Source organism: Mesorhizobium sp. WSM3868 (genome assembly GCF_002294785.1).
Taxonomy (GTDB): domain Bacteria; phylum Pseudomonadota; class Alphaproteobacteria; order Rhizobiales; family Rhizobiaceae; genus Mesorhizobium.
Window position 1 is genome coordinate 99,097 of the sequence record NZ_NSGB01000009.1, and the last position, 24,780, is coordinate 123,876.

Consider the following 24,780-nt stretch of genomic DNA (forward strand, 5'->3'; position numbering starts at 1 on the left):
GACAGGCCAAATGCGCGCATTGCAACTTATCGAGGACCGCCGCCTTGAAACGGTGGACCTTCCGCCTCCCCCGCCGCCTTCGCAAGGTGAAGTGACGCTCCGCATCAAGGCGGTGGCGCTCAACCATATCGACGTCTGGGGCTGGCGCGGCATGGCCTTCGCCAAGCGCAAGCTGCCGCTGGTCGTCGGCGCCGAAGCCTCGGGCGAGGTCGAGGCGATCGGACCCGGCGTCTCCACCCTCCTGCCCGGGCAACTGGTGTCGATCTACGGCGCGCGAACCTGCGGGCTCTGCCGTGCCTGCCGCGAGGGCCGCGACAATCTTTGCGAGCACGTCTCCGGCGTCCACGGTTTTCATCTCGACGGCTTCGCGCAGGAAAAGATCAACCTGCCTGCCCGTCTCCTGGTGCCTGCGCCGCCCGGTGTCTCCGAGATCGGCGCTGCCGTCGCACCCGTCACCTTCGGCACGGTCGAGCATATGCTGTTCGACAACGCGAAACTGGAGCCCGGTGAGACCATCCTCGTCCATGCCGGTGGCTCCGGCATCGGCTCCGCAGCCATCCAATTGGCGAAGCGCATGGGCTGCACGGTCATCACTACGGTCGGCTCGAACGACAAGATCGACAAGGCGAAGGCGCTTGGCGCCGACCATGTCATCAACTATCGCGAGGATCGCTTCGAAGGCGTGGTGCGCAAGCTGACGAAGAAGAAGGGCGTCGATGTCGTGTTCGAGCATGTCGGCGCCGACACCTTTGCCGGCTCGATGCTGTGCCTGAAGCGCGGCGGCCGCCTCGTCACCTGCGGCTCGACCTCCGGCGTCTCGACGCAGGTCAATCTGATGCAGCTTTTCCAGCAACAGCTGAAGCTGCTCGGCTCCTTCGGCTGCCGCATGGAGAACATGGCCGATGCCATGCAGAAGATGGCGGCCGGTCTCGTCGCGCCCGTGATCGACACCGAAGTCGGCTTCGACGACATCGACGCCGCGCTGAAGCGCATGGAAGGCCGCGACGTCTTCGGCAAGATCATTCTTCGCGTTTCCTAAGACAAGATGGTCGGCAAGGTGCTCAAGAAAGCCCGCCGGGACTTCATGTTCCGCTATGGCCGGCGGCTACGCCAAATGGAGCACTGGCTGGTGGCGCGGCTTGCCATGGCGGTCATCGGCCTGCTGCGCCTTTTGCCGCCTGACAGCGCGCTCAACTTCGCCGACCGCGTCGCCCGCCGCATCGGGCCGATGGTCGGACGGCACCGGGTGGCCGTCAACAATCTGCGCCTTGCCTATCCGCAAAAGAGCGATGCCGAAATCGAGGCCATCGCGTCCGACATGTGGGGCAACATGGCCCGGCTTGCCGCCGAATACATCTTCCTCGATGCCCTCTTCGATTTCGACCCGAATGCCGCCAAGCCGGGCCGGGTCGAGGTCAGCGGCATCGAGCATTTCGTCGAAATCGCCAGCGAAAAGAAGCCGCATATCCTGTTCACCGGCCATCTCGGCAATTTCGAGCTTTTGCCGGTCGCCGCCGCCACCTTCGGCATGAACATCACCGCGCTGTTCCGCCCGCCCAACAATCCCTACCTTGCCGACTATATCCACTCGACTCGCCGCTCGAGCATGGGAGGCCTGCTGCCGTCCTCGACCGGCGCATCGTTCGCCCTTGCCGCCATCCTGGAAAACGGCGGCAATATCGGCGTGCTGGTCGATCAGAAATTCACGAACGGCGTCGAGACGACCTTCTTTGGTCGCCCCTGCCAGAGCAATCCCGTGCTGGGCATGCTCGCCCGCCACTATGACTGCGATGTCTATCCGGCGCGCTGCGTCAGGCTGCCGGGAAACCGTTTCCGATTGGAAATCGAAGACAAGCTCGACTTGCCGCGCACCGAAACCGGCAGCGTCGATGTTCACGCCACCACGCAGCTGCTCGCCGACGTCGTCGAGCGCTGGGTGCGCGAGGATCCCGGACAGTGGATGTGGTTCCACAAGCGCTGGGAGATGAGCGGCCGCCGACGTAAGCGGCGTGAGCAGGCCAAGGTCAGCTAAAGCGGCCCAGAACGTTCAGATCGCTTTCGTCTGGATCAAACACGGAACCGCTTTGAAATAGCTTTCCCCTAGCCCTGTTGCGACCCATGCGCAACGCACAGCCGCGAGGACTAAGTCCACGCGGCTCCAGGTTCAGCTGTCTCAAAGCGGAGCGGGGATGGTGAAGTTCGGCCGGAACGTATCCATCGTGGCACCGTTGCGATCCTCGGAAAGCAGTGTGTCCGAGCCGAAGCTTGCCCGCAGGCCAACCACGTATTTGTGGATGTTCACGCTGCCTGAAGCCTCCGAGAAGGTCAGGTGATCCAGCTGATAGCGGCCAAATACCGACCAAGGGGTCCCCGAGAACCGATAAGTAGCCTGCAATGCCGCCGTGACCGTATCGAAATGTCCGCCAAAACCGGACAGCCGCGAGAAGCCGAGTTCGCCGTCGAAGCGGAGATTGTCTTGCGCGAAATACCGCACGACACCCCGGCCGCCCCAATTGTCGAAATGTTCGGACTCGCCGCTGGCCCGCAACTGCCCGTAGTAGGCCTGCCCGTAGATCGTCACGTTGCCGAAATAGGCCTGAGCCTCTGGACCGACAGTGAAGGTATAAAGGTCTAAGTCACCGATGCCGTTATTGCCGCCAAATCCGTTTATCGTCGCAAATCCACCCAGCGCATATGAGCTCGGATCGCGCCAGTAACCGTGGATCGCACCCCCGTAGCTGTAGATGTTCGTGCCTTCGACCCAAAGCGAATCGATCACCCCGTCGGTCTGGATGTTCCAGCGGGCGTCGATCGGGAAATTCACCCGAAAGGCGCCGCCGGCAGTCGTGCCATCCGAGTCGTCCCCGGGGGTCGCGAAATAGAGACCTCCGAGATAGATTTCGCCATAACCTGATATATGCGGCTGCGCGAGTTCCTGGTCCAGAAGAACGGGTGCATCGGCAGCAAAAGCCGAGGTTGCGGTTGCCGCGATCGCAGCGCTCAATAGAAATCGATACATTAAAGTCCCCAAGCAGCCAGAACAACGCTTCGCACTTACCACTGCGCCGTCATGCAAACCAGCTTCGGCGATGCTCGCGCTAGTATAAGCTGTTTGTTTTCGAAGCATGTGCGGCATTGCTGCAACGCTCCGAAAGGAGCAGGCGCAGCCATCAGATGCTGCCTGCGGCGTAGTCAGCCCTCTCCGGCCCGTTTCAATCGGTGACGACGATTCGCGTGTTGCCGTAGCCGGCTTCCTTCACCATCGAATAGAAAGTCGCGGCATTGGCCGTATGCAGGCGCACGCAGCCATGCGAGGCCGGACGCCCGAGATACTTCACGGCGCCGGTGCCGTGAATAGCGTAGCCGCCGCGGAAGAACACCGAATACGGCATCGGCGAATTGTCGTACTTGCGCGAGTACCACATCCGCGCGGTCCATTGCGGCCGGTAGCTGCCGCGCGGTGTGAAGTAGCCCCTACGGGCCGTCGATACATTCCAGCGATACAGCACCTGGCCGTATCTGCTGACGGTCATCGTCTGCGTCGAGACGTCGATATTGGCGACCAGCGAAGCCGCCCGGCTTGCGATCGACGTGCCGAGCAACGTGGTTGCCAGCACGGCCGCCATGAGGCTGGATTTTTTCATGCGATGAACCCCCTTCGATTGCCCCCTGCCATCACGTGGTTCTTTTCCATCATTTTTGCCGGCAGGTGCGTTAAGTACCACACACTCCTTGACAAATTCGCCAATTCGATTCGCGAATTTGAATGATTTCCCGTCATAGTTGCTGGGCCGCCACCCACTCTCAACGGTTTAAGCGCGAGCCTGCCCTCAATCATTGTCCGGCAACCGCGAAAGGCAGCTTGCAAAAGCGCCGCGTTGCTTTTTCAATCGGCAGGATGAATGAACGACTCCTCCGGGCCGTCGATGACCGGGTCGACGACCTGATAGCGCTGACCGCCGAGCTCATCCGCTTTCCGACCGTCAATCCGCCCGGCGAGGCCTACCGGCCATGTGCCGAGTATCTCGGCGCACGCCTCAAGAAGCTCGGCTTCGAAACCGAATTCATTCGCGCAGAAGGCACACCCGGCGACACCGACCGCTACCCGCGCGTCAATGTCGTCGCCCGCTTCGACGGCCGCTCGCCCGGTGCCTGCGTCCATTTCAACTCGCATATCGACGTGGTCGAGGCCGGCGAAGGCTGGACCGTCGATCCTTTCGCCGGCCTGGTGAAGGAAGGTAGGGTCTACGGCCGCGGCGCCTGCGACATGAAAGGCGGGCTGGCGGCTTCTGTCATTGCCGCCGAAGCCTTCATGGAGGTCTACCCCGACTTTCCCGGCGCCATAGAGATATCCGGCACGGTCGACGAGGAATCCGGCGGGTTCGGCGGCGTCGCCCATCTGGCGAAGCTCGGCTATTTCTCGAAGCCGAAGGTCGACCACGTCATCATCCCCGAGCCGCTGAACAAGGACCGCATCTGCCTTGGCCATCGCGGGGTCTGGTGGGCCGAGATCGAGACCAAGGGCGAGATCGCGCATGGCTCGATGCCGTTCCTCGGCGACAACGCGGTGCGCCATATGGGCGCCGTCGTGCAGGCCTTCGAGGACGAGCTTTTCCCGGCGCTCGACCGCAAGGTGACGCGCATGCCGGTGGTGCCCGAGGGCGCCCGGCGCTCGACCATGAACATCAATTCCGTGCATGGCGGCCAGACCGAGGATTTCCGGCCGGGACTGCCCTCGCCCAACGTGCCGGATTCCTGCCGGCTGACCATCGACCGCCGCTTCCTGCTCGAGGAAGACCTCGCCACCGTCAAGGGTGAAGTCACCGGCATCCTCGACCGGCTGAAGCGAGAGCGAGAAAAGTTCGACTACGATATCCGCGACCTGATGGAGGTGCTGCCGCTGATGACCGAGCGCGACGCGCCGGTGGTGAAAGCCGTCGCCAAGGGCATCATGGAAATCTTCGACCGCGAGCCGGAATACGTCATCTCGCCCGGTACCTACGACCAGAAGCATGTTGCCCGCATTGGCCAGATCTATGACTGCATCGCTTATGGCCCCGGCATCCTCGATCTCGCGCATCGGCCGGACGAATGGGTGGGCATCGCCGACATGGTGGACGCGGCCAAGGTGATGGCGATCGGCCTCGACGTGCTGCTGCGCGGTACAACCGGCTGATCGGGAAAAACATTTCCCTTGGCGCCACCCGGCAGCACGAAACGCAATTTACTCACAGGCCAAATCACGCTTCTATCCGCTGGGCTTGTCCGTTTGACCGCATGGGAGTTCGGCAATGAAACTGTGGAAGACCATTTTGGCCGCCGCTGTGCTTATTTTCGCTGCCGCCACGTCGGCATTTTCGGCCCGCACCGACCTCGTCATCGGCATTCCGCTCGAACCCCCGCATCTCGATCCGACCGCGGGCGCCGCCGCCGCCATCGACGAGGTGCTCTACGCCAATGTCTTCGAAGGTCTCACCCGCATCGGTCCGAACGGCGAGGTGATCCCCGACCTTGCCGAAAGCTGGACCATCTCGGATGACGGCAAGATCTACACTTTCAAGCTGCACACCGGCGTGAAATTCCACGACGGCAGCGATTTCAGCGCCGATGACGTGAAATTCTCTCTCGACCGTGCCCGGGCCGACAATTCGGTCAACGCCCAAAAGGGGCTGTTCGCGCAGATCGACAAGGTCGATGTCGTCGATCCGGCGACGGTGAAGGTCACGCTGAAAAACCCGCAAGGCTCCTTCCTCTACAATATGGGCTGGGGCGACGCGGTGATCGTGTCACCGAAATCGGCCGACACCAACAAGGAAAAGCCGGTCGGCACCGGCCCCTTCAAGTTCCAGAGCTGGGCCAAGGGCTCGTCGATCACGCTTGTGAAGTCGGATAATTACTGGGGTGCCCCGGTTGCGCTCGACAAGGTCGAGTTCCGCATCGTACCCGATGCCGCCGCGGCCGTGCCGGCGCTGCTTTCCGGCGACATCCAGGCCTTCCCCTTCTTCGATCCCGACAGCGTCGCTCAGGTCAAGGACGATCCGCGTTTCAAGGTGGTGATCGGCTCCACCGAAGGCGAGACGATTCTTTCGATCAACAACAAGAAGCCGCCCTTCGACAAGCTCCAGGTGCGCCAGGCCATCTCCTTCGCGCTCGACCGCAAGGCGATCATCGACGGCGCCTCGGCGGGCCTCGGCGTGCCGATCGGCTCGCATATGTCGCCCGCCAACAAAGACTATGTCGACCTCACCGGCCTCTATCCGCACAATGTCGACAAGGCCAAGGAACTGCTGAAGGAAGCCGGCCTAGAAAAAGGCTTCAAGGCGACGCTGAAGCTTCCGCCGCCGTCCTATGCGCGGCTTGGCGGCGAGATCATCGCGTCCGAGCTGCGCGATGTCGGCATCGATCTGGAGATCATCCCCGTCGAATGGGCGCAATGGCTGGATCAGGTCTTCACCAAGAAGGACTACGACCTCACCATCGTCTCCCACACCGAGCCGAACGACATCGATATCTATTCGCGCAAGGACTATTACTTCAACTACGACAACCCGGCCTTCGACGCCATCATCGCCAAGCTCAACCTGACCTCGGACGAGGCGAAGCGGAAAGAGCTGCTGGCAGAGGCGCAGAAGATCCTGGCCGACGACGCCGTGGTCGGCTTCCTTTACGAGCTGCCGAAGGTCGGGGTCTGGGACGCGAAGCTGCAGGGCCTGTGGGAGAATGCACCGATTCAGGCCAATGACCTTACCAAGGTGAAGTGGACGGATTGACGGCCGGCGCGGTCGCCTGATCGCCTCCCATGGCCACCTATCTCCTCAAGCGCCTCATCATCGCGGCCATCACGCTGGTGCTGGCCTCGATGGTGGTGTTTGCGGTCATGGAAATCCTGCCTGGCGACCCGGCGCGCCTGATGCTGGGCTTCAACGCCAGCGCCGACCAGGTCGAGCTGTTGCGCAACCAGATGGGCCTGAACGCGCCGCTTGTCCTGCGCTACCTGCACTGGGCGGGCGGGTTGCTCAGCCTCGATTTCGGTCGCTCCTACACCTATTCGGTTCCCGTCATCGACCTCGTGGGTGAGCGCGTCGTCGTTTCTCTGCCGCTGGCGCTAATCGCGCTGGCGCTGTCGACCGTCATAGCCATTCCGGTCGGGGTGTTTTCCGCCGGCCGCCAGGGCCGGGCCGGCGACACAGTCGCCATGGGTGCTGCCCAACTCGGCGTTGCCGTGCCGAATTTCTGGTTCGCGCTGATGCTGATCTATCTCTTCGCCGTCTGGCTGCGGCTGGTGCCGGCGGGTGGGTTTCCTGGCTGGGGCGCCGGGATCTGGCCGGCGGTAAAATCGCTGCTGCTGCCGGCGGTGGCGCTGGCGCTACCGCAGGCGGCGATCCTGGCGCGCGTCGCCCGCTCGGCGCTGATCGAGGTGCTCAACGAAGACTATATCCGCACCGCCCGCGCCAAGGGCCTGCCCTACCGCGCCGTGCTCTGGCGCCACGCGCTGCGCAACGCCATGATCCCGGTGCTCACCATTCTCGGCCTGCAATTCGCGTTCCTGCTTGCCGGCACCATTATCATCGAGAATGTCTTCTATCTGCCGGGGCTTGGACGGCTGGTGTTCCAGGCCATCACCCAGCGCGACCTGATCGTCGTCGAGAGCGTCGTGATGCTGCTGGTCGCCGCCGTGATCGCCGTCAATCTGCTGGTCGATTTCTCCTACGCCGTTGTCGATCCGCGGCTCAGGGGGCGACAATGACGGTGCGCGTCGACCTGCCCGAGGAAACGCTTGCCGGGGTTTTGGCCAAAGCCTTCGGCAACCGCTCATTTCTGATCGGCTTCGCCATCACGCTGCTGGTGGCCGCGATCGCGCTGCTCTCCTTTGTATGGACGCCCTACGACGTCACCAAGCTGGTGATCGCAGACAAGACGCAGGCGCCCTCGTGGACGCATTGGTTCGGCACCGACCATTTCGGTCGCGACATCCTTTCGATGATCATGGTCGGCGCACGCAACTCGATCGCGGTGGCGCTGGTGGCGGTCGGTATCGGCATGGGCATCGGCGTGCCGCTCGGCGCCTTCGCGGCGGCGCGGGGCGGCCTTGCGGACGAGGCGCTGATGCGCATCAACGATCTCGTCTTCGCCTTCCCGGCGCTGCTGTCGGCGATCATGATCACGGCCATTTTCGGCCCGGGCGCCGTCAACGCCATCATCGCCATCGGCATATTCAACATCCCGGTCTTTGCGCGCGTGGCCCGCGCCGGCGCCTTGGCGATCTGGCCGCGCGAATTCATCCTCGCCGCACGGGCTGCCGGCAAGGGCATGACGCAGATTTCTATCGAGCACATCCTGCCCAACATCGCGACACTGCTGCTGGTACAGGGCACGATCCAGTTTGCGCTGGGCATGCTCGCCGAAGCGGGGCTTTCCTATGTGGGCCTGGGCGCGCAGCCGCCAATGCCGAGCTGGGGCCGCATGCTGTTCGACGCGCAGACGCGGATGGTGACGGCGCCGTGGATGGCGATCTTTCCCGGCATGGCGATCATCGTGACCGTGCTTGGGCTCAACCTGCTCGGCGACGGCATCGCCGACATCCTCGATCCGAAATCGCGGCGGCGGCGATGAGCCTGCTCCAGATCGAGAACCTGTCGCTTGTCATCGGCGGAATGCCGATCCTGAAGCAGGTCGAGCTTGCGATTGCGCCCGGCGAGGTGGTCGGCCTGGTCGGCGAATCCGGTTCCGGCAAATCGATGACGGCGCTGACGATCATGAGCCTGCTGCCGCATCTAGCTCAAGCCCGCGGACGCGTCACTTTCGACGGCATCGACCTCCTTGCAGCGAGCGAGGACCAGATGTGCGCGCTGCGCGGCGACGACATCGGCATGGTTTTCCAGGAGCCGATGACGGCGCTCAATCCAGTCAAGACCATCGGCGAGCAGGTGGCCGAGGGCATTCGCTGGCACACCAGGGCGGGCCGCGCCGAGGCCGAGGATCGCGCGCGAAAAATGCTCGACCGTGTCGGCCTGCCGGAAGCCAAGTTCCCACTGTCGCGCTACCCGCATGAGCTCTCCGGCGGGCAGCGCCAGCGCGTCGTCATCGCCATCGCCTGCGCGCTGAAGCCAAAACTGCTGATCGCCGACGAGCCGACCACGGCGCTCGATGTGGTGCTGCAGGCGCAGATCCTCGACCTGCTGCGCGACCTCGTCAGCGAAAACCGCATGGGCCTGCTGCTCATCTCGCACGATCTCGCGGTGGTGACCGAGATGGCCGACCGTCTGACCATCCTGCGCGGTGGCGAAGTGATGGAGGCCGGCGACACCGCGCGCACGCTGTCGGCACAACACCACCCCTACACGCGCGAGCTGGCGCTGGCTTCCATGCATGTGCCGGCGCGGCCCAAAAAACACCTTGCCGGTTCGGCAAGGCCGCTGCTCGAAGTCGAAGGCCTGAGCCGCGACTATCCGGGTCGGCGCAAATCCTTGTTCCGGGCGGCAGAACCGATTCGCGCCGTCGACGATGTCTCGCTAACCATCGAGCCGGCCCAGTCGGTAGCCCTCGTTGGCCGTTCCGGCTGCGGCAAATCCACGCTCGCCCGCATGATCCTGGCACTGGACAAGTCGACGGCGGGCTCAATCCGCTTTCGCGGCGAGACCATCACCGGCAAGTCAGAGGCCGAACTGAAGCCGGCCAGGCGCGACATGCAGGTTGTCTTCCAGGACCCTTACGGCTCCTTCGATCCACGCCAGAAGGTCGAGAAGCTGGTCGCCGAGCCGTTGCATCTTCTCGAGACCCAGCCGTCGAAAGCCGAGCGGCGCGAATTGGTCGCGCATGCGCTGCATGAGGTCGGACTCGGCCCGCGCGACATGGACAAATATCCGCATGAATTCTCGGGCGGCCAGCGCCAGCGCCTGTCGATCGCCCGCGCCATCATCACCCGCCCGAAACTGGTCGTCGCCGACGAGCCGGTCTCGGCGTTGGATGTGTCGATCCGCGCCCAGATCCTCGACCTCTTCGCCGAGCTTAACCAGAAGCTCGGCATCGCCTATCTGTTCATCACCCATGACCTGACGGTTGCCCGCGCCATGTCGGACGAGGTGCTGGTCATGCATGAGGGCAAGATCGTCGAGCGCGGCAGGACGGCCGATGTGCTCGACAGCCCGCGCTCGGAAGCCGCGCAGGCGCTGGTCGCGGCGGCGCCGGACCTTCACCGTGCCATAGCGCGACGCATGCAGGAACAAGGGTAAGCGGCGAGCCCGCGCTCAGCCCTCCGGTTTGACCAAATCCACCGGGCTGATGTCGAGCAGGTCGAGCGTGCGACGCAGCAGCTTCACCTCGCTCTCGGCAAGCTTGGAATCCGCCTTCGCGATCTCGGCCATGTGGCGCGCAAGCAGCTTTCGCCGCTCGACATCGAGGTCGCGGAACAGCGCGATCGCTTGTGAGCCGTTGGTCTCGTAGCCGTAGTCGTTGAGATATTCGACGACGCTGTCGATCGAGGCTTCGGGAATGCCAAAGGCTTCCTTGCAGATGTGCCGGAAGGCGACCATCTCGCTCTCCGACACCGCGCCGTCGGCCAGGATCATCCGGAACAGCATCAGAAGCTCGGCCGACAGCACCGGATCGTCCGCTACCTTGCGCACGCCCGGGTCGCCGTCGAAGATCGAGCGTATCTGGTCGAGCAGCGCCATCGCCGTAAGCCTCCCTTTGCGATTCCGTTGAAATTGTTAGCGTGGAATCGGTCTTGCGCAAACTGTCTAAGCATGATGGAAGCAGCCGTCCCCCGCCTTGACCCACAGCCCGATGATCGACCTTACCTTGCAGACTGTCTTCATGCTCACCGCAGCCGCTTTCGCGGCGGGCTTCGTCGACTCGATCGCCGGCGGTGGCGGCCTGATCACCATCCCGGCGCTGCTCCTGGCGGGCTTCTCTCCGGTGGCAGCGCTCGGCACCAACAAGCTGCAGGGCATGTTCGGGTCCGGCTCGGCCACGATCCATTATGCCGCCAATGGCCAGGTCGATCTGCGCCGACAACTGCCTCCCGCGCTGCTGGCGCTGGTTGGCGGCGCCATCGGCGCCTTGCTGGCGACGATCGTGCCCGGCGACTTCCTGCGCGCCCTTTTGCCGTTTCTCCTGATCGCGATCGCTCTATACTTCGCGTTCAAACCCAACATGAACGACGTTGACCGCGCAGAACGTCTGTCGCCGCTCCTATTCGGCCTAACGGTTGTGCCTGCCATTGGCTTGTACGACGGTCTGTTCGGCCCAGGCACGGGCTCGTTCCTTATGCTCGCCTTCGTCAGCCTTGCCGGCTATGGTCTGCTCAAGGCGACCGCGCACACCAAGCTGCTCAATTTCGCCTCCAACATCGGCGGCTTCGTCGTCTTCGCCGCCGTCGGCGTCATCGACTGGAAGATCGGTCTGATGATGGGTGTCGCCCAGTTTCTGGGCGCCCGCCTCGGCGCAGGCCTCGCCATCAAAATCGGCGCAAGACTGATCAAGCCGCTGCTGGTGATCGTGTGTGTAGCGCTGGCGGTGAAGCTGCTTGCCGACCCGGCCAATCCCCTACGCCAACTCATTGGTGTGTGACTGTCCTGCTGGTAGAATTCGGGTGTTGCGAATCATGTTGGAGGGACCAGACATGAATCTTAGTGCGCCCACGCAGATCGTGTTCATTATTTCGTTGGTCATCGCCGTCATTGGCCTTCTCGCCGCTCTCGGCCTTCTTGCGTTCATTCCTCTTGCGTCGGTGTGGATCATGCTCATCGCCTATGTCGTGCTCGCCGGCGGCTGTCTGATGCGCGGCGCTTGACGCAATTCCAGGAAAAGTGTGCAGCGGTTTTCCGTCCGGAATTGCGTTAACCGCCAACACCAATCTCAGGCAACTCGGGGCGCCCGGCCCTGCCGGGCGCTTTTGATTTTTGCGAGCGTGTTCTGCTAGACTCGCGGCATGTCCGACGAGACGGAGCGCCATCGGCAGGATACTCGCTCTCCCGCCCTCCATTTCGAGATGGTGCGGCGCAAACCCGCCGCTTCTCTCGCAGGCATCGTCACGGATATCTGCGGCTACCGGGAAATACGGCCAGGCCATTTCCGCATGGTCGAATATGCCTCGCTGACTGTACCGCTGGTGATCAGCTTCGCCGGAGCCTTCGCCATCGGGCTCGGCCGCAGCCCGGGCGACAACGATCGCTACGCCAGCTTCGCCGCCGGTCTCTATGCCGGCCCGGTCATGATCGAATCCTTCGGCGCCGCCTGCTGTGTCCAGGTCAATTTCACGCCGCTCGGCGCCAGGCAATTCTTCGGCCTGGCGATGAGTGAATTGCGCGACCGCATGGTCGGGTTGGACGATGCGATGGGCTTTGATGGCATCGCGCTGCGCGAACAGCTCGGCGAAGCGTCGGATTGGGACAAGCGCTTCGACATTGCCGAGGGGTTCATCGCAGGCCGCCTCGCGGACGCGCATGCGCTTTCGCCCGAAATCGCCTGGGCCTACCGAACGGTCATCGCATCGGGCGGCCGCACCCGCATTTCGGCGCTCGCCAGCGAGATCGGCTGGAGCCGCAAGCATCTGGCGGCGAAATTCACCGACGCGATCGGCATCGGCCCGAAGACATTGTCACGCATCGTGCGCTTCAACCGCGCGCTGTCGCTGTCGAAGCGGCAGGACGACAACTGGGCCGGCATTGCCGCCGATTGCGGCTACGCCGACCAGGCGCATCTGGTGCGCGAATTCCGTCAGCTTGCCGGCGAAACGCCGTCCGGGCTCGCCGCGCGGATCTAAGCCTCAGGCGAGGTAACATTTCTTCAAGACGTGGAAACCGCCTTCGCACAGACTGGCATTCATTCAACCGGCACAGGGATATTGTCATGCCAGCAACAAACGAAGCACCCCGTCTCTATCCAGCCCTGCGATACAGGAACGCCGCTAGGATGATCGACTGGCTCAGCGAGGCCTTCGGCTTCGAACTGCGCTCCCGTTATGGCGATGGCGACATCGTTCACCACGCGGAACTGACCTTTGGGTCCTCGATGATCATGCTCGGCACCGCGCGCGACGACGATTACGGCAAGATGGTCGGCGAGCCCGGCGGTGGCGGCGGCAAGTCCATCTACATCGCCGTCGATGATGCCGATGCCGCCTATGCCAAGGCGAAGAAGGCCGGCGCCAGGATCACCCAGGAACTGGTCGACCGCGACTATGGCAGTCGCGAGTTCATCTGCCTCGACCCCGAAGGCAATGTCTGGTCCTTCGGCACCTACTGGCCGAAGGCGGGCGAGAAGGCGTAGTTGCTATCCGCGCCGGCATTTGCGGCTGGCGAAAACGCCTGAACTTCGTCATCCACGGGCGGAGCGGGAGCGAAGCGGACGCGAAGACCCGAGGATGACGATGCGACGGAAGCTTTCGCTAATGGCAAGCGTATGCGCATCGACGGGAGGACCTACCGCGCCAGCCCGAAAAGCGCATCGCAGTCGAGATGCTTCTCCAGCTCGGCCGCGACCTCGTCCAGCGCCTTCTCGACCTCGGCGCGATAGTCGATGCCCCCATCCTTGACCCCGAGGCTCGCAAGGTAGGCCGCGCGAAAAGCGTCCGCTGCAAACAGCCCATGCAGATAGGTGCCGATAACCTTGCCATCGGCGGAGACCGCGCCGTCCTCGAAGCCGTTGATGATCGCCGAAGGCCGCGCCGTGTCCGGGCCGGTGGTGCGGCCGAGATGGATCTCGTAGCCTTCGAGCGGCAGGCCGAACTGCACCGAATGAGCGCTCGAGTTGCGCACCGTTTTTTCCGGTTCCATCACCGTCTCGATGTCGAGCAGGCCAAGGCCCTCCGTCTCGATGACGCTGCCTTCGATGCCATTGGGGTCGCGAACCTTGCGGCCGATCATCTGATATCCGCCGCAGATGCCGACGACATGGCCGCCGCGTTTGCGGTGCGCGGCAAGGTCGCGATCCCAGCCATTCTCGCGGAATTTTATCAGATCGCCGATGGTCGATTTCGAGCCCGGAATGACCACCAGCCCGGCATCTTCCGGCAGCGGCTTTCCCGGCGGCACGAACACCACCTCGACCTGCGGCTCGGCCTTGAGCGGATCGAGATCGTCGAAATTGGCGATCCGCGCCAGCATCGGCACCGCCACCTTCAGTGCCCGCCTTTCGCCCGAGGCAAGGCGCTCGAGCACAACCGAATCTTCGGACGGCAGCCTTGCCGCGGACTTCAGCCAGGGCACGACGCCGAAACAGCGCCAGCCGGTAAACTTGCCGATGGCACTGACCCCATCGTCGAATAGCGAGACATCGCCGCGGAACTTGTTGATGAGATAGCCAGCGATCATGCGCCGGTCTTCCTCCGGCAGGATCAGATGCGTGCCGGCGACGGAAGCAATGACGCCGCCGCGGTCGATGTCGCCGATAAGCACCACCGGGACGTTGGTACGCGTGGCAAAGCCCATATTGGCGATGTCGCGGCTTCTAAGGTTGATCTCGGCCGGCGAGCCGGCGCCCTCGACGATGACGAGGTCGGCGTCCTCGCCGACCTTCGCCCAGGAATCGAGCACCGCATCCATCAGCCTTGCCTTCATCGCCTGATAGTCGCGCGCCCGCGCCTCGCCAAAAACCTTGCCCTGCACCACCACTTGCGAGCCGATGTCGCTTTGCGGCTTGAGCAGCACCGGGTTCATGTGCACGGTCGGCCTCACCCCGCAGGCCAGCGCCTGCAGCCACTGCCCGCGGCCGATCTCGCCGCCGCCGGTCTTGTTGTTGCCGGGGATGTCGGCGACGGCGGCGTTGTTGGACATGTTCTGCGGCTTGAACGGCCTGACCTTCAGTCCGCGTTTTTTTGCTGCCCGGCAGAGCCCCGCCACAAGCACCGTCTTGCCGACATCCGAGCCAGTGCCTTGCAGCATGATCGCCCTCGCCATCAGCCCCTGCCCTCCGAGCCGATGATCGATTTCTGCGCGAGCGGTCCACCTCGCCAGATATAGAGCGCCATCAATGGCTCCTTGCCGGTACGCATGGCGTGATTGACGTTGGACGCATGGTGGATGATTTCGCCCGCCGCTCGAACCCGAAAGCCGGCCTCGCCCATGCGCCACTCGGTGCCGCCGGTCAGCGGAATGTAGATCTCCTCGGCGGTGTGGTGATGGTCTGGGTAGACACTGTCGGGCCCGAGGATCAGCAGGCCGCCGGCGACCTCGTCATTGACGAAATGCCCCCGCGTGCCGAACACCTCCAGCCAGCCGTAATTGTCGATGAAGAGCTGTCCGAAATCGGCAGCGGTATAAGTCTGCCCCCAGCACAGCTCGTTGCGATGGTCCGCGATGAACCGCGTCAGCGGCCCGGCGTCCCGCGGCGCAAGCTCCGCAATCCGATCGAGATGGCGAAGGCAACGAAGCGCACGTGGTTCGCGCGAACGAGAGGGCATGTGCCAATCGATGCGCGCGACGGCGTCCGCAACCAGATCGCTGTCGATGCCGGCGAGATAGAAGTGGAACCGGTCCAGCAGCTGATCGAAAATTGTCGGCACGCAAGACTCCGTTGATCAATCCATGCACAGCCGGTCCGCGGCGGGCTGGGTTGCGCGGCGGCATCATTGGTCTAGATTGATCGCTGCGCAAAGCCAAAAACGACAGGCCACAAGGCCTGAAACGACAGGGAGCACGCCATGGACGCGGCAGTCGATGCGGGCACTGGCCAATTCGAACTCACCGAGCAACAGCGCGCCATAAAGGAGATGGCTGAGGCCTTCGCGGCCGATCGGGTCGCGCCGAACGCGCTCGACTGGGACCGGGCAAAGCACTTTCCGGCCGACGTGATCCGCGAGACAGGGCCGCTCGGCCTGGGCGGCATCTATGTCCGCGACGATGTCGGCGGCTCGGCGCTCGGTCGGCTCGATGCGGTGCTGATCTTCGAGGCGCTGGCGCATGCCGATCCGGCCTTCTCCTCCTTCATCTCCATCCACAATATGGCGGCCTCGATGATTGACCGCTTCGGCAGCGACGAGCAGCGCCGGCGCTTCCTGCCGAAGCTGACCACGATGGAATGGCTGGCGAGCTATTGCCTGACCGAGCCCGGCTCCGGCTCGGATGCCGCCGCCTTGAAGACGAGAGCGGTGAGGAGCGGCGGCGACTATGTCTTGAACGGCGCCAAGCAGTTCATCTCGGGGGCTGGCGACAGCGACCTCTATGTCGTCATGGCGCGCACCGGCGGCGACGGGCCCAAAGGCATTTCGACCCTGGTGGTGCCCAAGGATGCGCCCGGCCTCTCCTTCGGCGCCAATGAGCATAAGATGGGTTGGCATATGCAGTCGACCCGCCAGGTCATCTTCGAGGATTGCAAGGTGCCGGTCGAGAACCTGCTTGCCACCGAAGGCGCGGGCTTCGGCATCGCCATGGCCGGGCTCGACGGCGGCCGGCTCAACATCGCCGCCTGCTCGCTGGGCGGCGCGCAGTCGGCGCTCGACAAGTCGCTCGCCTACACGAGCGAGCGCAAGGCCTTCGGATCGAAGATCAACCAGTTCCAGGCCCTGCAGTTCAGGCTGGCCGACATGGAAACGGAGCTGCAGGCGGCCCGCATCTTCCTCTATGCCGCCGCCTCGAAGCTCGATCGCAAGGCGCCGGATGCCGGCAAATGGTCGGCGATGGCCAAGCGCTTCGTCACCGACATCGGCTTCGACATCGCCAACGAGGCGCTGCAGTTGCATGGCGGCTACGGCTATCTGCACGATTACGGCATCGAGAAGCTGGTGCGTGATCTGCGCGTCCACCAGATCCTCGAAGGCACCAACGAGATCATGCGTGTCATCATCGCGCGAACGCTGATCGGCCGCTGAAGCAGCAAATTTCGGGAGACAACGATGGCAACGATCGCGTTCATCGGCCTTGGCAATATGGGCAACCCAATGGCTGCCAACCTCGTAAAGGCGGGGTATGCGGTGCAAGGCTTCGACCTCGTGCCGGAGAACCTCACGATCGCAAAAGAGCATGGCGTCACCGTCATGGCCAATGCCGTCGCCGCGGTGAAGGACGCCGACGTGGTGATCACCATGCTTCCCGCCGGCAAGCATGTGTTGTCGGTCTACGAGGACATCGCGCCCAAGGCGAAGAAAGGCGCCTTGCTGATCGATTCCTCGACCATCGATGTCGAATCGGCACGCAAGGCTCACGCCATTGCCGCCAGGCACGGCTTGCCTTCGATCGACGCGCCTGTGTCCGGCGGCACCGGCGGCGCCACCGCCGGCACGCTCACTTTCATGGCCGGCGGGTCGGATGCAGCATTCGCCTCTGCCGAACCGATCCTGAAGCCGATGGCCGGCCGCATCGTTCATTGCGGCGGTGACGGCGCCGGCCAGGCCGCCAAGATCTGCAACAACATGATTCTCGGCATTTCGATGATCGGCGTCGCCGAAGCCTTTGTGCTCGCCGAGAAACTCGGCCTGTCGCACCAGGCGCTGTTCGACGTCGCCTCCACCTCCTCCGGCCAGTGCTGGTCACTGACCACTTACTGCCCGGTGCCCGGCCCTGTTCCGGCGTCGCCCGCCAACCGCGACTACAAGCCGGGTTTTGCTGCCGCCCTCATGCTCAAGGACCTGAAATTGTCGCAGGAAGCCGCGCAAAGCGCCGGCGCGGTGACGCCTCTGGGCGCCGAGGCGACGCAGCTCTACGCGCTGTTCAATGCGCAGGGCAACGCAGGCGCCGACTTTTCCGGCATCATAAATTTCCTGCGCGGCGATCAAACCTAAGCAGCTGCTTGCAAAGGGTTATTAGCAAATTTTTTCGACAGAAATCCGGCAAATTTAGATTTGCTTAAGGTCTCGCTAACTCACCGGTAACGATGTGCCTTTAAAACGGACTGCGAGGCGGACATCGCAACCGCCCGGCGCTCCGGATCAGGTCTCGCGTACCGGAGCCCGTAAGTTTCGCAGGTCTCGAGTAGCGAAACGCCATGCGTATCTGGCAAAGCCGCGTTCCCTTCTGGGACGCGGTTTTTGCGTCTGGGCAAGGCTTCGCTGCAGATTCGGGTCGCCGGGCACCCTCCAGCAAGGGCGCCCGGCTGTGTTTTCTCAGCGCTTCCGCAAATCCGCCTCCGCAAGGTCGAGCGCCTTGGCGATGCGCTCGCAGGCCATGTCGATGGTGTCGCGCGTCCAGATCAGCGGCGGCGACAGTATCATCGTGTCGCCGGTGGCGCGCAGCATCATGCCCTGCGAGATCGCGTGATCGCGCACGACGACCGCCGCACTTCCCGACGGCAGGTATCGTTCCTTGGTCGCCTTGTCCTTGACGATCTCTATCGCACCCATAAGACCGATCGAGCGCACCTCGCCGACCAGCCTGTGGCCGGCGATGCGCTCCTGCAGCGCCTGCGCGAAATAGGGACCGGTGTCGGTCCTGACGCGCTCGACCAGACCTTCCCGTTCAATGATCTCGAGGTTCTTCAGGGCCACCGCGCACGCGACCGGGTGACCGGAATAGGTGTAGCCGTGGTAGAACTCGCCGCCCTTTTCGACGAGCGTCCTGCTGATGCGGTCGCCGACCAGGAGCGCCGACAGCGGCTGGTAGCCGGAGGTCAGCGCCTTGGCGGTGGTGATGGTGTCGGGCTCAACGTCGAAGGTCTGCGCCGCGAACCATTCGCCGGTGCGGCCATAGCCGGTAATCACCTCGTCGAGCATCAAGAGCACGTCGTATTTGCGGCAGATGCGCTGCACCTCCGGCCAGTAGCTGATCGGCGGGATTTTCACACCGCCCGCACCCATCACCGGCTCGCCGATAAAGGCGGCGACCTTGTCGGCGCCGGCTTCGAGGATGGCGTCCTCGACGGCCTTGGCGGCGCGCAGGCCGAAATCATGGTCGCTTTCGCCGGGCAGCGCGACCTCATAGGCATAGGGCATCATCACATGGACGATGTTCGGCACCGCGCCGCCGAGTTGCTTGTGCATCGGCTCCATGCCGCCGAGCGAGGTGCCGGCGATCGTCGAGCCGTGATAGGCCATCTTGCGCGAGATGATCCGGTTCTTCTCAGGCTTGCCTTCGAGCGCCCAATAGTGGCGCACGAGCCGCAGCGCTGTGTCGTTGGCCTCGGAGCCGGACGAGCCGTAGAAGACCTGACCGACATGCTCCGGCGCCAGTTCCGCCAGCTTCTGCGACAGCAGCACCGGTGTAGGCGTCGAACACTTGAAGAAGGAGTTGTAGTAGGGCAGCTCCTTCATCTGGGCGTAGGCGGCCTCCGCGAGTTCGTCGCGGCCGTAGCCGACATTGACGCACCAGAGGCCCGCCATGCCGTCGAGGATTTCCGTTCCGTCGGAATCATAGATGAACGGCCCTTTGGCGTGGGTGATGATGCGAGAGCCCGCTTCACGCAGTTCCTTATGGTCGGTGAAGGGATGGAGGTGATGCGCGGCATCGATCTGCTGAAGCTGCTTCAGCGAATAGTTCTGATAAGTCATGGGTTTGTCTTTCCTCTTGAATCAATCCGGCGGTGGCCGGGGCGGATTCGTCAGAGGAAACGGGGCGGCGAATAGCCGATGCGGGCGCACAGCCGCAAAAGCTCGGCGCGCAGCGTGCGCGGTGACGGCGTCACCGCGACCCCAAAGGCGCCTGATGTGCTGATGCGGACCATGGCGGCACCTTAAGCCGCCAACGGCCAGCAATTCAAGCTGGACCGGCAAGCGTGCGCTGCAGAAAGACGTAGCGCATCGCCGTTTGCGCGGCCTGGGGCCGGCGATCGCCGCGCCCGCCATGGCCGCCTTCGGTCTCCTCGAAGAACAGCGTCTTGCCGTGACCGGCGGCCTGGAGCCGCGCCGCCATCTTGCGCGCATGCCCCGGATGGACGCGGTCGTCCGCGGTCGAGGTCATCAGCAGCACCGGCGGATAAACGGCACTGGTCGCCACACGCTGATAGGGTGAATAGGCGGCGAGCCATGCAGCCTCCTCCGGCTTTGACGGATCGCCATATTCCGCCATCCACGAGGCACCGGGCGGCAGTTCGGTGTAGCGCAGCATGTCGAGCAGCGGCACGTCGATGATGACGGCGCCGAACAGTTCCGGACGCTGCGTCAGCGAGACGCCGGTCAGCAGGCCGCCATTCGAGCCGCCCTGGATGCCGAGTTGTGCCGCCGTGGTGATGCCGCGCCTGACCACATCCTCGGCGACCGCGGCGAAATCATCGAACGCTTTCTGGCGCTTGCCCTTGAGCGCCGCCTGATGCCACGCCGGGCCGAACTCGCCGCCGCCGCGGATATTGGCCTGCACATAGGCATTGCCCTTGTCCAGCCAGAGCCTGCCGCGGATACCGGCATAGCCGGGCAAGAGCGGTACTTCGAAGCCGCCATAGCCATAGAGCAGCGCCGGCACCGGTCCCGTCTGGTCGCGCCGCCTGACGACGAAATACGGGATCATCGTACCGTCCTTCGAGCGCGCCTCGAACTGCTCCGAAACATAGGGCGATGCATCGAAGCGCGCCGGCTGCGATTTCACGGTTTGAAGCGAGTCGCCATTGTCGTCCGACCAAATGATCGAGCTCGGCGTCAGGAAATCGGTGAAGGAGAAGGAGACGCTGGAGCCGAAATGCTCGGCATGGCTGATGCCGACATTGCCCTTGTCGGGCAGGTCGACCGGCTTCACCGACCAGCCATTGCCGGTGCGGTCGTAAACGACGACCTTGCCGCGCACATTGTCCATCAGGTTGATGAACAGCCGGTCCTGCGTCCTCGCGAGACCTGCGATTGAAACGCGGGGCTCCGGTTTGAGCAGCGTCTCGACCGGTTCGAACGAACCGGTTTCAATCCAGCGGTCGAAATCCACGGAATAGAGCCCATCCGGCAGGCAGCGCGTGCCGTCCGGCGCCGTCCACGGACTGCGGACGCCAAAGACCAGCTGTCCCTTGAAGATCGCGGTGTCGGTCGCGTCGTCGGGCAGCGGGATGCGCCGGTTCTCGCCCGAAGCCAGCCGAAGGAAACTGTGCGAGGTGAAGAAGTCGATGGTCTTGCCGAGCATGACATGTTTCTTGTCGCCATCGAACTCCACGCCGCCGCCGACCGCGAGATGATTTTTTTCGCCCTCGAAGATCGACGTTGCCTTCTCCAGCTTCGTGCCGCGCCGCCAGAGCTTGATCACCCGCGGATAGCCTGACTGAGTTTTGTCCTCGTCCTCGAAAGCCGCCGAGACGATCACCGTAACCCTGTCCAGCCAGGAAAAGCCCGACTTCGAAGCCGGTGCCCGAAACCCGTCCTCGACGAAGGATTTGGTCGCAATGTCGAACTCGCGCATCTCGCTGGCGTCGCCGCCGTCCGGCGACATGAACAGCAGGCAGCGGTCGAAATCGGGATAGAGCCGGCTCGCGCCGCCGAACACCCATTTCACGCCTTCCTTGGCCGAGAGCTGATCGAAATCGAGAATCGTTTCCCATTCCGGCTTGTCGGTCTTGTAGGAGGCGACCGTCGTGCGGCGCCACAAGCCCAGCGCGTTGGTCTTGTCCTGCCAAAAATTGTAGACGTAACCGGCGAGCGCCGAACCGACCGGGATATTGTCCTCGGCCGTCATCAGGTCGAGCGCGGTCTCGAATGCCGCCTGATAGGATGGATCGCCCTGCAGTTCGGCGACAGTCGTCGCATTCTGGCGATGGACCCAGTCGAGCGCTTCCTTGCCGTTGCGATCCTCCAGCCACAGGAAAGGATCCTCGACCGGCAATTCAGGCTGGGTTTGGGTCATCGGGCTGGTCATGCGGGTCTCCGGGTCTCGCGGTCCTGCCTACATCGCGTTCGCCGCGCCAACATTCAAGGGCAGCGCTGCCTGCGCTCAGCCAGCCGGCCCTACACCACCTGCCGGCGAATGATGGTGGCGACAGCCAGCGCCGCGCAGATCGCGCCGAGCGTCACCGGAAGCCCCGCGGCGCCGATCAGGTCCATCACGCCGCCGGTCAGCGGCGGCACGAGGATGCCACCGACGCCCCACATCAAGGAGAAGGCCGCATTGCCCGCGACCAGCGCCGAGCCGGTAAAACGCTCGCCGAGCTCGATGATCGACATCGTGTAGATCCCGTAGGACACCGCGCCCCAGATGAAGACGCAAGGCCAGATCAGCGGCGTCTCGATGAGCGCCGGCAAGAGCGCGCAGCCAAGAACCGTCACCGAGACACAGCCGAAGCGCACGAGGCGCGCTGTCAGTCTTTCGGCGAGCAGGCCGAGCGGCACCTGCATGGCGATGTTGCCGGCGATCATCGTCGACAGCAGCGCCGACATGCGCGTCTCGGGAATGCCGAAGTGGGTGCCATAGACGGGAAGCAGCGCCAGCACCGACTGCTCGAAACCGGCGGCGGCGACGACCGCCGACAGGAGCAGCCAGGCGAGCGGCATGAAGCCGAGCACCGAAACTTTTTCGCCTGCCTCGTCGACCTTGGGCAGGCGTTTCACCACGACCGCCAGGCAGGCGCCGCAGAAAAGAAAAGCAAAGATGCCGACCAGAAAAGGCGGCCAACCCTCCGTGCCGACCGCCAGCAGGCAGAGCGGCCCGGCCGCGAACCCAGCCGAGATGATGGTCGAATAGATGCCCATGACGCGCCCGCGCCGCGACGGCGGCGCCAGCGCGATCACCCAGATTTCGCTGAGCACATAAAGCGGGTTGGTGACCACGCCGACCAGGAAGCGCAGTGGGAACCACAAATAGACGTCCTGCGTCCAGCCGATCAGCGCCAGCACCAGTGCCGAGAGCCCGGCGCAGGTGAGCGCAGTGCGCCCTGCTCCGAACCGGCGCGCCAGCCCCGGGATCAGTGGCGAGGATAGGATGAAGCCGACCGGCGTCATTGCCGCCGACAGGCCGATCACCGCCGGCGACACACCCTGACGCTGCAGGATGAAGCTCAGCAGCGGATAGGAAAGCCCCTGCGCGATGGCGAACACCGACACGGTCGCGATCACGCCGGTAATCGCGGCCCACTGCACCGTCTCGCCGGTCTCTGATTTCGCCAGAGCCATCATTCCTGCTCCATTCAACGGAGGCTTAGCCGCTGCCGGCGACAGCCGTAACGGCCAACTGACGGCAAGGGCGCATGTTCCAGCCAATCCTTGTCAGGAACGCCGGCAGGGAATGCTTTGGCGGCGGCAATTCGGCGGGCCAATCTGCCCTTCCGTCATGTCGCTTCCCTCGCCCTAGTGGTCGCCGCCTCCTTACCGGCAGCATTGCCGCCGGTCCATTATGCCGACCACTTTCGCATCCCCACGAGGCCTCTCATGACTGCCGCCATTCATCCCGCCGAACCGGCATTGGCATCCGATCGCGCCCGCCGCGGCGGCCGTGCTGGCAAACGCGCCGGCGGATCGGCAGCCTTCGAGCAGCCGCCGTTCCGGCAGCTTAAGAACCCGCTGGTGCCCACCAGGCTGGTGTCCGACGACGAACTGGAATCGATCCACCTCGCCTCGCTGCGCGTTTTGAAGGAGATCGGCGTCGACGTGCTGCATGACGAAGCCCGCCGCATCATGAAGGCGCATGGCGCCGACGTTCGCGAAGGCAGCGAGCGCGTTCGCTTCGATAGCGACATGATCCTCGAGCTCATCGCGCACTGTCCGCCGGAGTTCACGCTGCACGCCCGCAACCCGGCGCACAATCTGCGCTTTGGCGGCAACAACGTCATCCTGTCGATGATGGCCTCGGCGCCGAACTGCTCCGACCTCGACCGCGGCCGCCGCCCCGGCAACCAGGTCGACTACCGCAATTTCCTGCGCCTGGCGCAGATGCACAACATCCTGCAGTGCACCGGCGGCTATCCGGTCGAGCCGATCGATATCCATCCCTCGGTCCGGCATCTCGAATGCATCCGCGACCTCGCCACGCTGACCGACAAGGTCTTCCACATCTATTCGCTCGGCAAGGAACGCAATGTCGACGGCATCGAGATCGCCCGCATCGCGCGCGGCGTCAGCCGCGAGCAGCTGATGGAGGAGCCGTCGGTCTTCACCATCATCAACACCAATTCGCCGCTCAAGCTCGACGTGCCGATGATGGAAGGCATCATCCAAATGGCCAGCATGGGCCAGGCGGTGATCGTCACGCCGTTCACACTCTCCGGCGCCATGGCGCCCGTCACCATCGCCGGCGCGCTGGTGCAGCAGAATGCCGAGGCGCTTTCCGGCATCGCCTTTGCCCAGATGGTGAAGAAAGGCGCGCCGGTCGGCTATGGCGGCTTCACCTCCAATGTCGACATGAAGTCGGGCGCACCGGCCTTCGGCACGCCCGAATACATGAAGGCGCAGCTCGCCGGCGGCCAGCTCGCCCGCCGTTACAATATCCCTTACCGGACCTCCAACACCTGCGCCGCCAACGCGGTCGACGCTCAGGCCGCCTATGAAAGCGTCTTTTCGCTCTGGGGCGCCATCCAGGGCGGCGGCAATCTGATGATGCACGGCGCCGGCTGGCTGGAAGGCGGCCTGCGCTGCTCCTACGAAAAGACCATCCTCGACATCGACCTCCTGCAGATGGTGGCCGAATTTCTCACCCCGCTTGATCTCTCCGAAGACGCGCTCGGCTTCGACGCCATCCAGTCGGTCGGCCCGGGCGGCCATTTCTTCGGCACCCAGCACACGCAGGAGCGCTACAAGACCGCCTTCTACTCGCCGATCGTCTCCGACTGGCGCAATTTCGAGACCTGGACCGAGGCGGGCTCGCCGACGGCGCTGGAACGCACCAACAAGGTGTGGAAGGAGCGCCTCGCGGCCTACGAAGAGCCTTATATGGACCCGGCCATCCGCGAGGAGCTCAACGACTTCGTCGAGAAGCGCCGCGCCGAAGGCGGCGCGCCGACCGATTTTTGATC

At 63.8% G+C, this 24,780-nt stretch carries 23 protein-coding genes; 14 read left to right on the plus strand and 9 right to left on the minus strand.

Going from position 1 to position 24,780, the window contains the following annotated elements; all coding sequences use genetic code 11:
• The first annotated feature begins 10 nt into the window (after positions 1-10).
• Positions 11-1,039, plus strand: coding sequence for a zinc-binding dehydrogenase (locus tag CK221_RS16430; RefSeq protein ID WP_095778472.1), 1,029 nt, complete (start codon positions 11-13; stop codon positions 1,037-1,039).
• Between the two features lie 6 nt (positions 1,040-1,045).
• Positions 1,046-2,032 (plus strand): lipid A biosynthesis lauroyl acyltransferase, encoded by a 987-nt coding sequence (locus tag CK221_RS16435; RefSeq protein ID WP_095778473.1) that lies wholly within the window; start codon positions 1,046-1,048, stop codon positions 2,030-2,032.
• Positions 2,033-2,173: 141 nt separating this feature from the next.
• Here CK221_RS16435 and CK221_RS16440 read toward each other — a convergent pair whose 3' ends face one another.
• Complete coding sequence (locus CK221_RS16440; protein ID WP_143749059.1) at positions 2,174-3,019, minus strand: hypothetical protein; 846 nt, start codon at positions 3,017-3,019, stop codon at positions 2,174-2,176.
• 193 nt (positions 3,020-3,212) lie between these two features.
• A complete protein-coding gene (locus CK221_RS16445) occupies positions 3,213-3,644 on the minus strand; it encodes a L,D-transpeptidase (protein ID WP_066999783.1) in 432 nt (143 codons plus the stop codon).
• A gap of 254 nt (positions 3,645-3,898) precedes the next feature.
• On the opposite strand from CK221_RS16445, the gene CK221_RS16450 reads away from it, so the two are divergent.
• The 5 genes from CK221_RS16450 to CK221_RS16470 all read left to right on the plus strand — a co-directional run bounded on the left by CK221_RS16450 (position 3,899) and on the right by CK221_RS16470 (position 10,232).
• Positions 3,899-5,176, plus strand: coding sequence for an acetylornithine deacetylase/succinyl-diaminopimelate desuccinylase family protein (locus CK221_RS16450; protein ID WP_095778552.1), 1,278 nt, complete (start codon positions 3,899-3,901; stop codon positions 5,174-5,176).
• Positions 5,177-5,291: 115 nt separating this feature from the next.
• Positions 5,292-6,770, plus strand: a complete 1,479-nt coding sequence (locus tag CK221_RS16455; RefSeq protein WP_095778475.1) for an ABC transporter substrate-binding protein — start codon at positions 5,292-5,294, stop codon at positions 6,768-6,770.
• A 29-nt stretch (positions 6,771-6,799) separates the two neighbouring features.
• The gene (locus CK221_RS16460) at positions 6,800-7,747 is read left to right on the plus strand and encodes an ABC transporter permease (RefSeq protein WP_095778476.1); all 948 of its coding nucleotides are present in this window, start codon (positions 6,800-6,802) and stop codon (positions 7,745-7,747) included.
• Positions 7,744-8,613, plus strand: coding sequence for an ABC transporter permease (locus CK221_RS16465; protein WP_095778477.1), 870 nt, complete (start codon positions 7,744-7,746; stop codon positions 8,611-8,613). Before CK221_RS16460 ends, CK221_RS16465 begins: the two co-directional genes overlap by 4 nt.
• Positions 8,610-10,232: a dipeptide ABC transporter ATP-binding protein gene (locus CK221_RS16470; protein WP_095778478.1), complete on the plus strand. Its 1,623-nt coding sequence runs from the start codon at positions 8,610-8,612 to the stop codon at positions 10,230-10,232. The genes CK221_RS16465 and CK221_RS16470 overlap by 4 nt, the downstream gene beginning before the upstream one ends.
• Positions 10,233-10,247: 15 nt before the next feature.
• On the opposite strand, the gene CK221_RS16475 is transcribed toward CK221_RS16470, so the two are convergent.
• Positions 10,248-10,673 (minus strand): TerB family tellurite resistance protein, encoded by a 426-nt coding sequence (locus CK221_RS16475; protein WP_066999766.1) that lies wholly within the window; start codon positions 10,671-10,673, stop codon positions 10,248-10,250.
• A gap of 112 nt (positions 10,674-10,785) precedes the next feature.
• On the opposite strand from CK221_RS16475, the gene CK221_RS16480 reads away from it, so the two are divergent.
• The 4 genes from CK221_RS16480 (at position 10,786) to CK221_RS16495 (ending at position 13,272) form a co-directional block, all read left to right on the plus strand.
• A complete protein-coding gene (locus CK221_RS16480; protein ID WP_095778479.1) occupies positions 10,786-11,571 on the plus strand; it encodes a TSUP family transporter in 786 nt (261 codons plus the stop codon).
• A gap of 52 nt (positions 11,572-11,623) precedes the next feature.
• Complete coding sequence (locus tag CK221_RS16485) at positions 11,624-11,794, plus strand: hypothetical protein (protein ID WP_082980616.1); 171 nt, start codon at positions 11,624-11,626, stop codon at positions 11,792-11,794.
• A 138-nt stretch (positions 11,795-11,932) separates the two neighbouring features.
• The gene (locus tag CK221_RS16490; RefSeq protein WP_095778480.1) at positions 11,933-12,766 is read left to right on the plus strand and encodes a helix-turn-helix domain-containing protein; all 834 of its coding nucleotides are present in this window, start codon (positions 11,933-11,935) and stop codon (positions 12,764-12,766) included.
• 86 nt (positions 12,767-12,852) lie between these two features.
• The gene (locus tag CK221_RS16495) at positions 12,853-13,272 is read left to right on the plus strand and encodes a VOC family protein (RefSeq protein ID WP_095778481.1); all 420 of its coding nucleotides are present in this window, start codon (positions 12,853-12,855) and stop codon (positions 13,270-13,272) included.
• A 152-nt stretch (positions 13,273-13,424) separates the two neighbouring features.
• Here CK221_RS16495 and CK221_RS16500 read toward each other — a convergent pair whose 3' ends face one another.
• Together CK221_RS16500 and CK221_RS16505 are read right to left on the minus strand one after the other, a co-directional pair.
• Positions 13,425-14,900 (minus strand): cobyric acid synthase, encoded by a 1,476-nt coding sequence (locus tag CK221_RS16500; protein ID WP_095778482.1) that lies wholly within the window; start codon positions 14,898-14,900, stop codon positions 13,425-13,427.
• Positions 14,900-15,505, minus strand: a complete 606-nt coding sequence (locus tag CK221_RS16505) for a dimethylsulfonioproprionate lyase family protein (RefSeq protein WP_066999751.1) — start codon at positions 15,503-15,505, stop codon at positions 14,900-14,902. The genes CK221_RS16500 and CK221_RS16505 overlap by 1 nt, the downstream gene beginning before the upstream one ends.
• A gap of 138 nt (positions 15,506-15,643) precedes the next feature.
• Here CK221_RS16505 and CK221_RS16510 point away from each other — a divergent pair, with 138 nt between their 5' ends.
• Together CK221_RS16510 and mmsB are read left to right on the plus strand one after the other, a co-directional pair.
• Positions 15,644-16,810 carry an isobutyryl-CoA dehydrogenase gene (locus tag CK221_RS16510; RefSeq protein ID WP_095778483.1) on the plus strand — a complete coding sequence of 389 codons (1,167 nt, stop codon included), beginning with the start codon at positions 15,644-15,646 and terminating at the stop codon, positions 16,808-16,810.
• Positions 16,811-16,834: 24 nt separating this feature from the next.
• A complete protein-coding gene (mmsB, locus tag CK221_RS16515; RefSeq protein WP_095778484.1) occupies positions 16,835-17,719 on the plus strand; it encodes a 3-hydroxyisobutyrate dehydrogenase in 885 nt (294 codons plus the stop codon).
• A 321-nt stretch (positions 17,720-18,040) separates the two neighbouring features.
• Here the strand turns inward: mmsB and CK221_RS16520 are convergent, their stop codons facing one another.
• The 4 genes from CK221_RS16520 to CK221_RS16535 all read right to left on the minus strand — a co-directional run bounded on the left by CK221_RS16520 (position 18,041) and on the right by CK221_RS16535 (position 22,945).
• Positions 18,041-19,420, minus strand: a complete 1,380-nt coding sequence (locus CK221_RS16520) for an aspartate aminotransferase family protein (RefSeq protein ID WP_066999742.1) — start codon at positions 19,418-19,420, stop codon at positions 18,041-18,043.
• A 50-nt stretch (positions 19,421-19,470) separates the two neighbouring features.
• Complete coding sequence (locus CK221_RS16525) at positions 19,471-19,593, minus strand: capsid protein (protein ID WP_066999731.1); 123 nt, start codon at positions 19,591-19,593, stop codon at positions 19,471-19,473.
• Between the two features lie 32 nt (positions 19,594-19,625).
• Positions 19,626-21,695 carry a prolyl oligopeptidase family protein gene (locus CK221_RS16530; RefSeq protein WP_095778485.1) on the minus strand — a complete coding sequence of 690 codons (2,070 nt, stop codon included), beginning with the start codon at positions 21,693-21,695 and terminating at the stop codon, positions 19,626-19,628.
• Positions 21,696-21,784: 89 nt separating this feature from the next.
• On the minus strand, positions 21,785-22,945 hold the full coding sequence (locus CK221_RS16535) for an MFS transporter (protein WP_095778553.1): 1,161 nt from the start codon (positions 22,943-22,945) through the stop codon (positions 21,785-21,787).
• 255 nt (positions 22,946-23,200) lie between these two features.
• Here CK221_RS16535 and CK221_RS16540 point away from each other — a divergent pair, with 255 nt between their 5' ends.
• On the plus strand, positions 23,201-24,778 hold the full coding sequence (locus CK221_RS16540; protein ID WP_095778486.1) for a trimethylamine methyltransferase family protein: 1,578 nt from the start codon (positions 23,201-23,203) through the stop codon (positions 24,776-24,778).
• The last annotated feature ends 2 nt before the right edge of the window (positions 24,779-24,780 follow it).